The following is a 12,337-nucleotide window of genomic DNA, read 5'->3' as shown; positions in this document are numbered from 1 at the left end:
TCAATCAGCCTTATCAGCAGTGCGAGCGGTAGGTTTACGAAGACGGGAAACCGGCGAGACATGGGCCGATCCGTTATTCAGGGCGATCATCAGCGCGGGCAGCCAGCGGCCCAGCAGGCTGAACAGATCGCCGGCGCCGACCTGGCGGTTGGCGGTTTTGAGTACGCGGCCCAGGCACGCATCGTCGTCGCGGCTGGACGGTGAAGCGTTGAGCATGTCGCGCAAAGACTGTTCAAACGGATCGTGCATACGCACCTCTCGTGATGTCTGTGAAAGACGCGGGCAGATTTGGTCGGGTCACATGCGCCATGTTCAGACCCAGCGCAAACGACGGAATAACCACCACTGGCCGAAGGCCAGGGCGAGCACCGTCAAGCAGGCGATCAGGAAACCATAGGGGCTGCTGGCGAATGGAATGCCGCCAACGTTTATACCCAGCAGACCGGTGATGAAACTCATCGGCAAAAAGATGCAGGTGATGATGCCGAAGCGGTACATCGTGCGATTCATACGCTCGCTCAAACGCCGGTCTTCAGCCTCCAGCACAAGCCCCACGCGCTCTCGGGTCAATTCGAGTTCTTCGAGGTAGCGAGTCAGGCTGTTATTCAATTCGTTCCAGTAATCGGCGTCGTCTTCGACAAACCAGGGCAGTTTTATCCGCGTCAGTTGTCCGAAAATATCCCGCTGCGGTGCAAGAAAACGCTTCAGCCCGGCAGCCCTGCGGCGGATGTGCAAAATGGCGCCATGCTCGGGGGTATACCGTTCGTCGGCATCCATCTTTTCCTCTTCCTCATCGGCGATTTCCGAGAGGCAAGTGACCAGATCCTGCACCTTGTTGGTGAGGAACTGCGCCAGATAAAGGATCAGTTCAGAGGCCGTTTTCGGGCCGTTGCCGTCCGCCAATTGAGCCAGCAGCTCATCGGTGGCGCGCAATGGGCGCAAACGCAGGGAAATAACTCGCTGGGCCGAAGCGAAAATCCGCACCGAGACCATGTCTTCCGGCTCGGCGCCGGGATTGAGATTGACCCCGCGCAGAAACAGCAGCAGCTCGGAATCCGGCAACGGCAACAGGCGCGGACGCGTGTTCTCTTCCAGCAGCAGATCGCAGGTAAATTCGTTGAGACCGCTGGATTTGCGCAGCCAGGTCTGGGTCTGCGGATGACTGCGATCCCAATGCAGCCACAGGCTTTCATGGGCCTGCAACTGCAAATCGTCGAGCTCAGTCCGGGCTATCGAACGCGCACCGCCTTTTCCGTCCAGCACCAGGGCATGCACCAGCCCCCACTGCGCGTTTTCTTCCTCGAACATCCGCATCCCTTTGTCGAAAGCTTATTCAGGCATCTTCAGCGGACTCGGCGAAACGATCACGCCGTTGTTGTCCGCATAAATGTAGTGGCCCGGGTGGAACGTCACGCCGGCGAAAGTCACCGGGACGTTGAGGTCGCCGATACCACGTTTTTCAGTTTTCATCGGATGACTGGCCAAGGCCTGTACGCCCAGATCGGTCTGGGCGATGACGTCGACGTCACGGATGCAGCCATAGATCACCAGCCCCTCCCAGCCGTTTTTAGCGGCTTTTTCGGCGATCATGTCGCCCAGCAGTGCCCGGCGCAGCGAACCGCCGCCATCGACCACCAGCACTTTACCGTTGCCCTTGAGTTCAGCCTGTTCCTTGACCAGTGAGTTGTCTTCGAAGCATTTGATGGTCACGATTTCGCCGCCGAATGAATCACGGCCGCCGAAATTGCTGAACATCGGTTCCAGCACCTGCACCAGCTCCGGATAGGCGTCGCACAGGTCAGGCGTAAGGTAATGGTTCATCGAAAAACTCCTGTAAAAAGGAAGACGATCAAGGATGCCGCGTTCTGAAGAGACGAGTTCCAGTGGTCGCTGTTTACCTTAGCTCATTGAATGTTCGCTGAATGAACCTGAACAAACGCTGAAACTTAATCGCTAAACAGCCACCGAATATGACCAGAACCGCACAATTCGTCATATCTTAGCCGCAAGCCAACCTGAACGAAATGCCCTTTTCAGTCTCAGCCTGCAGCCGCCAGATCCGCCTTCTCGCCCAGCAACGGCGTGTGCTGATCGTTCAACCAACGCGCCACCAATGGCCACACTTCAGTTTGCGCCGCTTTGCTCACCAACATTTCAACATGACCGAAATTATCGTTGAAGCCCTGCTCGCGCCCCAGATTGATGAACTGCTTGTGCTCGGAACCGATCTGCTCGAACAGCTTGCGACAGGCCCAGGCCGGATCCTGATGATCGCCGGCTGCGGTCACCGCCAGCACTGGCACTTGAACATCGGCCAGCCCCGCCCACCAATCCTTGTCCTTGTCGCCAAAACGGCCGAACAAGCCGTACCAGCGCATGCTTTCCAACGCCAGACCAATCGGCTCATCTTCCGGACCACGTTTGAGGCGTGAACCCGACAATTGCGCGAAACGCTTGAGAATAAAGCGCCCGCTCCATTCCACCGGCGGGATTTTCAGCGGCCAGTAAGTGCGGCTGACCTGGGTGCCGAAAAACGCTGCCGAAGCCACCGCCGGCTCGCCCAAGTACTCGCCACCGAGCGCGGCGGCCAAGGTGATGCCGCCCAGCGAATGGCCGATCCAGTGCGGCACTTGTCCGCTCTGCTCACGCACGAACGCAGCAATCGCCGGCAGATCGTAACGGGCATAGTCGGCGACACGGTTGCGCCGGTATTCCTCGTTGCGTTGCGACAAGCCGTGGCCGCGCATCTCCGGAATCCACACGTCGAACCCCAGTCGCGTCAGATACGCGCCCAGGCCAAGGCCTTTGGGTGAAAACCAGAAGCGCCGATTGGAAAAGCTGCCATGCAGCAAAATGACCGGCACACCGCGAGAGGCCGAGTCATCGGCCATGCCCAAACGGGTCACGGCGATTTCCACGGACCAGTCGGGGCTGTTGCCGGGTTTCAAGCGATACACGTCTTCGCTCAGATCGCCGCGCCGTTCGGCGCTGATCAGGGCGACAGGAAATAGGTTGCTGCTGCTTTGCATAATGCTCTTGCACAAAAAAGGGCGGCATCTACAGGAGCCCGCCCTACTTCAATCTCAAAACCCGCCTCCTGTGGGAGCGAGCCTGCTCGCGAAAGCGGAGTGTCAGCCAACATCACTGTTGAATGTTGCTCCGTCTTCGCGAGCAGGCTCGCTCCCACAAGGAAAGCGGGCCGTTCACATACTCTTTAAGCCGGTGTCTGGCCTTCAGCGAGGAAGAACCAGGTTTCCAGCACGGTGTCCGGGTTCAGCGACACGCTTTCGATGCCCTGCTCCATCAGCCACTTGGCCAGATCCGGGTGGTCCGAAGGACCCTGACCGCAGATACCGATGTACTTGCCGGCCTTGTTGCACGCGGCAATCGCGTTGGCCAACAGCTTCTTGACCGCCGGATTACGCTCGTCGAACAGGTGCGCGATGATACCGGAATCGCGGTCCAGGCCCAGGGTGAGCTGAGTCAGGTCGTTGGAACCGATCGAGAATCCGTCGAAGAATTCGAGGAATTCTTCAGCAAGGATCGCGTTGGATGGCAGTTCGCACATCATGATCACGCGCAGACCGTTTTCGCCGCGCTTCAAGCCGTTTTCGGCGAGCAGATCGACGACCTGACTCGCTTCGCCCAGGGTACGCACGAACGGCACCATGATTTCGACGTTGGTCAGGCCCATCTCGTTGCGCACACGTTTCAGCGCGCGGCATTCGAGTTCGAAGCAGTCACGGAACGATTCGCTGATGTAACGCGAAGCGCCACGGAAGCCCAGCATCGGGTTTTCTTCTTCCGGCTCGTACAGCTTGCCGCCGATCAGGTTGGCGTATTCGTTGGACTTGAAGTCCGACAGGCGCACGATGACTTTCTTCGGCGTGAACGCCGCCGCCAGGGTGCTGATGCCTTCCACCAGTTTGTCGACGTAGAAGTCGACCGGGTCGTTGTAACCGGCGATACGCTTGTCGACGCTGTCCTTGATTTCCTGCGGCAGACCGTCGTAGTTCAACAGCGCTTTCGGGTGCACACCGATCATGCGGTTGATGATGAACTCCAGACGGGCCAGGCCGACACCGGCGTTCGGCAGTTGCGCGAAGTCGAAGGCACGATCCGGGTTGCCGACGTTCATCATGATCTTGAACGGCAGCTCCGGCATGGCGTCGACGGAGTTCTTCTTGATGTCGAAGCCCAGTTCGCCTTCGAAGATGTAACCGGTGTCGCCTTCAGCGCAGGACACGGTCACGCCCTGGCCATCCTTCAGCAGTTGGGTGGCATTGCCGCAACCGACCACTGCCGGAATACCCAGCTCACGGGCGATGATCGCTGCGTGGCAGGTACGGCCGCCACGGTTGGTGACGATGGCGCTGGCGCGCTTCATGACCGGTTCCCAATCCGGGTCAGTCATGTCGGAAACCAGCACGTCGCCCGGCTGGACTTTGTCCATCTCGGAGACGTCTTTGATGATGCGCACTTTACCGGCGCCGATGCGCTGGCCAATCGCACGACCTTCCACCAGCACGGTGCCGGTTTCTTTCAGCAGGTAACGTTCCATGACGTTGGCCTGGGTGCGGCTTTTCACGGTTTCCGGACGCGCCTGCACGATGTACAGCTTGCCGTCGTCACCGTCCTTGGCCCACTCGATGTCCATCGGGCAGCCGTAGTGCTTCTCGATGATCATCGCTTGCTTGGCCAGCTCGCTGACTTCAGCGTCGGACAGGCAGAAACGCGCACGATCAGCCTTGTCGACATCGATGGTCTTGACCGAACGACCGGCCTTGGCTTCGTCGCCGTAGATCATCTTGATCGCTTTGCTGCCCAGGTTGCGACGCAGGATCGCCGGACGACCGGCCTCCAGCGTGCCCTTGTGGACATAGAATTCGTCCGGGTTCACCGCGCCTTGTACGACGGTTTCACCCAGGCCGTAGGCGCCGGTGATGAACACGACGTCACGGAAACCGGATTCGGTGTCGAGGGTGAACATCACGCCGGCAGTACCGGTTTCCGAACGCACCATGCGCTGCACGCCAGCCGACAGGGCGACCAGTTTGTGGTCGAAGCCCTGGTGCACGCGGTAGGAAATCGCACGGTCGTTGAACAGCGAAGCGAACACCTCTTTGGCGGCGCGGATAACGTTTTCCACACCACGGATGTTCAGGAAGGTTTCCTGCTGACCGGCGAACGAGGCGTCCGGCAAGTCTTCAGCGGTGGCGGAGGAACGCACGGCCACGGCCACATCAGGATTGCCGGCCGACAGCGCGGCGAACGCGGTGCGGATTTCGGCATTCAGTTTTTCCGGGAATTCGGCTTCCATGATCCATTGACGGATCTGTGCGCCGGTCTTGGCCAGGGCGTTGACGTCGTCAACATCGAGCGCGTCGAGGGCCTGGTGGATCTGGTCGTTGAGGCCGCTCAGTTCGAGGAAATCACGATAAGCCTGAGCCGTCGTGGCGAAGCCGCCGGGGACCGAAACACCGGCGCCTGCCAGGTTACTGATCATCTCGCCCAGGGATGCGTTCTTGCCCCCCACATGCTCAACATCGTGTTTGCCGAGCTTATCGAGGGAAACTACGTACTCTACCAAGGTGATCTCTCCACTAACTGTGTTGGAAAAGCTCAGAAACCGGCGGCCCGGGGGAGCCTTGGCCGGTTGTATGGCCTGGACCTGGAAAATAAGTGAGAATGCTGGCCATTGGCGGCCAACAAATCGCGCCTATCATATCCAAGAATCGTCACTAGCTTAAGGCCCAAGGTGCAAATGAAACGATCTGCTTTCTTCATCTCCGATGGCACCGGCATCACTGCCGAAACCCTGGGTCAAAGCCTTCTGGCGCAGTTCGAAAACATTACCTTCAGCAAATTCACGCGACCGTACATCGATAGCGTGGATAAAGCGCGGGCCATGGTACAACAAATCAACAAAGCCGCTGAAACCGACGGCTTCCGCCCGATCATCTTCGACACCATCGTCAATCAGGACATCCGTGAGATTCTCGCAACGTCCAATGGTTTCATGATCGACATTTTCTCGACCTTCCTCGCCCCGCTGGAGCAGGAACTGACCGAGCATTCTTCCTACACCGTCGGCAAGTCCCATTCGATAGGGCACAACTCCAATTACATGGAGCGCATCGAGGCGGTCAACTTTGCCCTCGACAACGACGACGGCGCGCGCACGCACTATTACGACAAAGCCGATTTGATACTAGTGGGCGTGTCGCGATGCGGCAAAACGCCGACGTGTCTGTACATGGCCATGCAGTTCGGCATCCGCGCGGCCAACTATCCGCTGACCGAAGACGACATGGAGCGTCTGACCCTGCCTACTGCCCTGCGCGCCCATCAGCACAAGCTGTTCGGCCTGACCATCGACCCGGACCGCCTCACCGCGATCCGCAACGAGCGCAAGCCCAACAGCCGTTATTCGAGTTACGCGCAGTGCGAATTTGAAGTGCGTGAGGTGGAGAATCTGTTCCGCCGCGAGAACATCCCGCACATCAACTCCACGCATTTTTCCGTGGAAGAGATTTCGGCGAAGATTCTGGTGGAGAAAGGTGTGGAGCGGCGGTTCAAGTAGATTTGTGGTGTCTGGGCTGACGCTTTCGCGAGCAGGCTCGCTCCCACAGTTTGATCGCGTTTATCCCGTTGAAATGCGGTCGAATGTGAGAGCGAGCCTGCTCGCGAAGAACGATTACACGGTGTCTGTTAATGCCTTGGCCAGAGCTTCAAAACCTGCCAGCAACAACCGATCATCCCCCACCGCATTGCACACACTTACCCGAATAAACTGCGGCACCGCTGCATGCCCGACCGCAAACGCCTCGGCGGTGGCTACCAGATAATTGTTTTCCTTCAACTCCGCCGCAATCTGCGACGCCCGCCACAGCTCAGGCACTTCCACCCAGAAGTGCGGGCTGTAAGGGTGAGTCTTGTAATTCAAACCCTGCAGAACAGGCGCCACCAAGGTCTTGCGCCGAGCGATCTCGCTGATCTGCTCGTCCAGCAAACGCTCGGCCATGCCGCTTTCGATCCACAGGCTCGCCACTTCCATCGATAACGGATTGGCCATCCAGCACGTTGCGCGAATGGCGGCACTCAAACGCCCGATCAACGCCTGTGGCGCGTGCAGATAACCGACACGCAATCCCGCCGAAACAGCCTTGCTCAGGCTGCCGATCAACACCGAACGCTCCGGTGCGAAATAACTGAGCGGCAATGGGCGTTGACGGTCCAGCACGGCATGGGCTTCGTCTTCGATAATCAGCAAATTGTGCTGGCGACAGAGGTCGGCAATCGCCTCGCGCCGTGGGATCGACATCACAGCGGCCGTAGGATTCTGGATCGTCGGCGTGCAATACAAAGCCGAAACCCGATGCTGACGACAAATGTCCTCCAGCGCCGACGGTAAAAGTCCTTCGTCATCCATCGCCGCGCCGATGAGTTTTATCCCGAGTTGACGTGCGACGCCGATCAATCCCGGGTAGGACAAATGCTCGGTGACCACGGTATCGCCGGCCTTGAGCAAGCCCATCAACGCGCACAACAGCCCATGTTGTCCGCCGTTGACGCACAACACCTGATCGGCGTGCGGAACAAACGCCGCATGCTGCAACCACACCGCCCCGGCCAACCGGTGCCGGGCCAAACCGCCTTCGGCGGTGTACCCGGTCAACTGCTGCAACACCCGAGGATCGCTGGCCAGGTCTTGCAGACTCTGGCTCATGAATGCCGCTTCCTGTGCGGGGATCGGCTGATTGCGGCTCATGTCGAAGCAGGCTGACGGCTCATCGCTGACATTGCGAAAGCCTTTGTCCTGCGGCCGCTCCATACCGCGCTGACAGACGTAGGTGCCATCTCCTACGCGAGCTACCACCAATCCGACACGCTCCAGTTCACCGTAAGCACGGCTGATAGTGCCGATGGTCACCCCCAGGCTGTCCGCCAGCAAACGGTGCGGCGGTAACTTGCATCCCGCATCGATGACGCCCTCATCGATGGCTTGCGCGACTGCATCCGCCAGACGCTTGTACTTCACGCCGACGCCATTGGCGAGGCCGTCGCGGAGGATTGACACCATGGCAATACTTACTTTGACAGTCATTCTCGCCCCGAATAGCGTGCTGAAAACAGGTTCAATCAGAAATAGACCGTTTACGCGACCAGGTCAATTCCACCGTTCGGAGTACGCACATCATGTCGACCGCCGTCAGTCCACCGATGCCCCTCAACAAACCCTGGCTCGCGGGGCTGCTCACCAGCGCCTTGTTTCTGATCGTCTGCCTGAGTTGGGGCACGACGTGGCTGGGGATCAAGATTGCCGTGGAAAGCGTGCCGCCCTTGACGGCTGCCGGACTGCGCTTTCTCATCGCGTTTCCGCTGTTTCTGAGTTTCGCGTTGTTGCGCAAGGAACCGCTATTGTTTCCCCGGCAAAGTCGCTGGTTTTTTGTATTCGTCACGCTGTCGTATTTCAGCCTGCCCTACTACTTGCTCAACTACGGCGAAATGCACGTCTCGTCCGGTCTGACTGCACTGCTGTTCAGTTGCATGCCGGTGTTTATCCTGATCTTTTCCGCGCTGTTCCTGCGCGAGAAAATCTACCCGTCACAAATGCTCGGCATCGCGATTGGTTTCGGCAGTCTGTTCATGATTATCCGCAGTCAGGGTCTGCATCTGGATCAGGCCGAATGGCTTGGCGTGCTGGCGATATTGTGCGCGGCGGTGATGCACGCGCTGTGTTACGTGGTGACGAAAAAACATGGCAGCGCGATCAGCGTGATCACCTACAACACATTGCCGATCGGCATTGCCGGAGCGATGTTATTTATTGTCGGGTTGAGCGTTGAGACGCCGGTGTTTCAGGACATCACAACGCGCTCATGGGGCGCCCTGCTGTATCTCGGGCTGGTGGCGTCGGTGGGCGGATTCATCGTTTACTTTTTGCTGCTTAAACGTTTGAGCCCGATCATCCTGTCGTTCGTGTTTATCATTTTCCCGGTGTTCGCCGTGATCATCGGCGCCTGGTACGAGGGGCAAACCCTGTCCCGGGAGCTGATGATCTATTCGGCGATTCTGTTGAGCGGTTTTGCGATCACCAAATTGCCTGTGGAAAAGTGGTTCAGATAACGAACAGATCCACAAAGCGGTTGACCGGGGTGGCTTCAAGCTGCGCCGGGTCCTTGCACAACGCGAAAATCTCGCCGCTGCGCTGGCCAGTAAAACGTGTGGCCAGGTTGGCTTTGAATTTTTCTTCGAGCAATGGAATGCCCTCGGCACGGCGACGACGGTGCCCGATCGGATATTCCACGACGACGTTTTCAGTACTGCTGCCGTCCTTGAAAAACACCTGCACGGCGTTGGCAATCGAGCGCTTGTCGGCCTCCAGATATTCGCGGGTGAAACGCGGTTCTTCGACGATGACCATTTTCTCGCGCAGCACATCGATGATCGGATGCGCCCGGTGGAAATCGTCTTCGTACTGCTCGGCGACCAAATTGCCGAAGGCCAGCGGCACGGCGGTCATGTACTGGATGCAGTGGTCGCGGTCAGCCGCATTGGCCAGCGGCCCGACTTTGGAAATGATGCGGATCGCCGATTCGTGGGTGGTGATGACGATGCGGTCGATTTCATGCAGACGATTGCGCACTTGCGGGTGCAACGTCACCGCCGCTTCGCAGGCGGTTTGCGCGTGGAATTCGGCCGGAAAACTGATCTTGAACAGGACGTTTTCCATCACATAACTGCCGAACGGCCGCGAGAAACTGAAGGCGCGTTTGTCTTCCGGTTTCAGCGCCAGATCGCTGTTGGTATGGCTGAACAGCACGTCATAAAGGCCCCACTGCCTTGCAGTCAGAACCCCGGGAACGCCCATCTCGCCACGCATGGCAATATCGGCCAAACGCACACCACGACTCGACGCATCCCCCGCCGCCCAGGATTTTCGTGAACCGGCGTTCGGTGCATGGCGATAGGTGCGCAGGGCCTGGCCATCAGCGAACGCGTGGGACAACGCCGACAACAGCTGCTCACGATTGGCGCCCATCAGCTTGGCGGTTACGGCGGTGGAAGCGACTTTCACCAGGATGACGTGATCGAGTCCTACGCGGTTGAAGGAGTTTTCCAGGGCAATCACGCCTTGGATCTCGTGAGCCATGATCATCGCTTCGAGCACATCGCGGATCGTCAGCGGCGCTTCAGCGTTGGCCACGCGTTTTTGCGAAAGATGATCGGCCACCGCGAGAATGCCGCCGAGGTTGTCGGATGGATGGCCCCACTCGGCGGCGAGCCAGGTGTCGTTGTAGTCGAGCCAGCGGACGATACAGCCGATGTCCCACGCGGCTTTGACCGGGTCGAGGCGATAGCTGGTGCCGGGAACTCGCGCGCCATAAGGAACCACCGTTCCTTCGACGATCGGGCCGAGGTGTTTGGTGCATTCGGGGAAGCGCAGCGCCAGCAGGCCGCAACCCAGCGTGTCCATCAGGCAGTTGCGGGCGGTGTCGAGGGCTTCGGCAGAGGTGACTTTGAAGGTGAGGACGTAATCGGCGATGTCCTGCAGGACAGAGTCGTAGTCGGGGCGGTTGTTCAGGTCGACGTTGGCGCTCATTGCGGTTCTCCTGTGCGGGAATGATGAGTGGTGCGGTCTTCCTCAGGGCTTGGCTGGGTTGGTCTGGTTGATTGCAGGTCTGGGGAGCCTGCTTGTTTTGGGTTTCTTCAGTGGGTGGCCCCTCACCCTAGCCCTCTCCCGAGGGAGAGGGAACCGATTGGGGGATGCTGTAGAGGTTCACCGACGTGAGCGATCTCCATTGAATCCATGATCGATTAGATCGATGAACATCCCAGACACCTCGGTCGGCGCTCAAAATCCATAATCGCCTCAATCTCTCAGGTCGATGTACAACCCCAGAAAACTCGGTCGGCCCTTAAAATCCATAATCGCCTCAATCTTTCAGGTCGATGTACAACCCCAAACACCTCGGTCGGCGCCCTGAATCCATAATCGACTCGATCTTTCAGGTCGATGGACAACCCCAGACACTTGGTCGGCCCCCTCTCCCTCCGGGAGAGGGCTGGGGTGAGGGAAAAGGTTCGCTAGTCAGAAAGAATCTCCGGGGATGCGGACGTAGCCTTCCATCAGCACGCGCGCACTACGGCTCATGATGGCTTTTTTGACGATCCACTCGCCATTTTCCAGGCTGGCTTCAGCGCCAACGCGCAGGGTTCCGGACGGATGCCCGAAGCGCACGGCATTGCGTTCAACGCCACCCGCGGCGAGGTTTACCAAAGTGCCGGAAATCGCTGCCGCAGTACCAATCGCCACCGCCGCCGTGCCCATCATCGCGTGGTGCAACTTGCCCATCGACAACGCGCGCACGAGCAAATCCACGTCACCGGCACCAATCGCCTTGCCACTGGACGCCACGTAATTCGCAGGCTTGGCGACAAACGCGACTTTCGGCGTGTGCTGCCGTTTCGCTGCTTCATCGAGATTGGCAATCAAGCCCATGCGCAATGCGCCGTAAGCGCGAATCGTCTCAAACATCTGCAACGCTTGCGGATCACTATTGATCGCGCTTTGCAGTTCGGTGCCGGTGTAACCGATGTCTGCGGCGTTGACGAAAATCGTCGGGATGCCGGCGTTGATCATGGTCGCCTTGAAGGTGCCGACGCCCGGCACTTCCAGCTCATCGATCAGGTTGCCGGTGGGGAACATCGAACCACCGCCGCCCTCTTCTTCCGCCGCCGGGTCCATGAATTCGACTTGCACTTCGGCGGCCGGAAAGGTCACCCCGTCGAGTTCGAAATCACCGGTTTCCTGCACTTCGCCGTTGGTGATTGGCACGTGGGCAATAATCGTTTTGCCGATGTTGGCCTGCCACACGCGCACTACCGCAACACCGTCGTGCGGAATCCGGCTGCTGTCGACCAAGCCATTGCTGATGGCGAACGATCCGACCGCTGCCGAGAGGTTGCCGCAGTTGCCGCTCCAATCCACAAAGGGCTTGTCGATCGAGACCTGACCGAACAGATAATCGACGTCGTGATTGGCCTTGATGCTTTTCGACAGGATCACGGTTTTGCTGGTGCTCGAAGTCGCGCCGCCCATGCCGTCGATTTGTTTGTCGTAAGGGTCGGGACTGCCGATTACGCGCAGCAATAAAGCGTCGCGTACCGGGCCGGGAATCTGTGCCGCTTCGGGCAGATCCTTGAGGCTGAAGAACACGCCTTTGCTGGTGCCGCCGCGCATGTAGGTGGCGGGGATCTTTATTTGTGGTGCGTGAGCCATGATGCTCCTTACCGAGGGCACGGGACTTAAAATCCCCTGCCCACATCAGTT

Annotated in this window: 10 protein-coding genes; 2 read left to right on the top strand and 8 right to left on the bottom strand. The window is 58.7% G+C overall.

Going from position 1 to position 12,337, the window contains the following annotated elements:
• The 5 genes from ACZZ0G_RS21475 to ppsA form a co-directional block, all read right to left on the bottom strand.
• Positions 1–249, bottom strand: a complete 249-nt coding sequence (locus ACZZ0G_RS21475; protein ID WP_008076827.1) for a hypothetical protein — start codon at positions 247–249, stop codon at positions 1–3.
• Between the two features lie 63 nt (positions 250–312).
• Positions 313–1,308: a zinc transporter ZntB gene (locus ACZZ0G_RS21470; protein WP_463557435.1), complete on the bottom strand. Its 996-nt coding sequence runs from the start codon at positions 1,306–1,308 to the stop codon at positions 313–315.
• 21 nt (positions 1,309–1,329) lie between these two features.
• On the bottom strand, positions 1,330–1,821 hold the full coding sequence (gene rraA / locus ACZZ0G_RS21465) for a ribonuclease E activity regulator RraA (RefSeq protein WP_095120045.1): 492 nt from the start codon (positions 1,819–1,821) through the stop codon (positions 1,330–1,332).
• A gap of 218 nt (positions 1,822–2,039) precedes the next feature.
• Positions 2,040–3,029: an alpha/beta fold hydrolase gene (locus ACZZ0G_RS21460; protein ID WP_463557434.1), complete on the bottom strand. Its 990-nt coding sequence runs from the start codon at positions 3,027–3,029 to the stop codon at positions 2,040–2,042.
• Between the two features lie 185 nt (positions 3,030–3,214).
• On the bottom strand, positions 3,215–5,590 hold the full coding sequence (gene ppsA / locus ACZZ0G_RS21455) for a phosphoenolpyruvate synthase (protein WP_007916410.1): 2,376 nt from the start codon (positions 5,588–5,590) through the stop codon (positions 3,215–3,217).
• A gap of 174 nt (positions 5,591–5,764) precedes the next feature.
• Here ppsA and ppsR point away from each other — a divergent pair, with 174 nt between their 5' ends.
• Positions 5,765–6,583, top strand: coding sequence for a posphoenolpyruvate synthetase regulatory kinase/phosphorylase PpsR (gene ppsR, locus ACZZ0G_RS21450; protein WP_122605888.1), 819 nt, complete (start codon positions 5,765–5,767; stop codon positions 6,581–6,583).
• A 114-nt stretch (positions 6,584–6,697) separates the two neighbouring features.
• Here the strand turns inward: ppsR and ACZZ0G_RS21445 are convergent, their stop codons facing one another.
• On the bottom strand, positions 6,698–8,107 hold the full coding sequence (locus ACZZ0G_RS21445) for an aminotransferase-like domain-containing protein (RefSeq protein ID WP_463557433.1): 1,410 nt from the start codon (positions 8,105–8,107) through the stop codon (positions 6,698–6,700).
• Between the two features lie 116 nt (positions 8,108–8,223).
• Here ACZZ0G_RS21445 and ACZZ0G_RS21440 point away from each other — a divergent pair, with 116 nt between their 5' ends.
• On the top strand, positions 8,224–9,129 hold the full coding sequence (locus ACZZ0G_RS21440; protein ID WP_463558873.1) for a DMT family transporter: 906 nt from the start codon (positions 8,224–8,226) through the stop codon (positions 9,127–9,129).
• Here ACZZ0G_RS21440 and prpD read toward each other — a convergent pair.
• Together prpD and prpF are read right to left on the bottom strand one after the other, a co-directional pair.
• Complete coding sequence (gene prpD, locus ACZZ0G_RS21435; protein WP_463557432.1) at positions 9,122–10,606, bottom strand: 2-methylcitrate dehydratase; 1,485 nt, start codon at positions 10,604–10,606, stop codon at positions 9,122–9,124. The genes ACZZ0G_RS21440 and prpD overlap by 8 nt on opposite strands.
• Positions 10,607–11,095: 489 nt before the next feature.
• Positions 11,096–12,286 carry a 2-methylaconitate cis-trans isomerase PrpF gene (prpF, locus tag ACZZ0G_RS21430; protein WP_463557431.1) on the bottom strand — a complete coding sequence of 397 codons (1,191 nt, stop codon included), beginning with the start codon at positions 12,284–12,286 and terminating at the stop codon, positions 11,096–11,098.
• Between the last annotated feature and the right edge of the window lie 51 nt (positions 12,287–12,337).

The sequence above is a fragment of the Pseudomonas sp. AC169 genome (assembly GCF_979258515.1).
The sequence above is the reverse complement of the archived record's forward strand: the minus strand, read 5'-3'. Positions and strand labels throughout refer to the sequence as shown.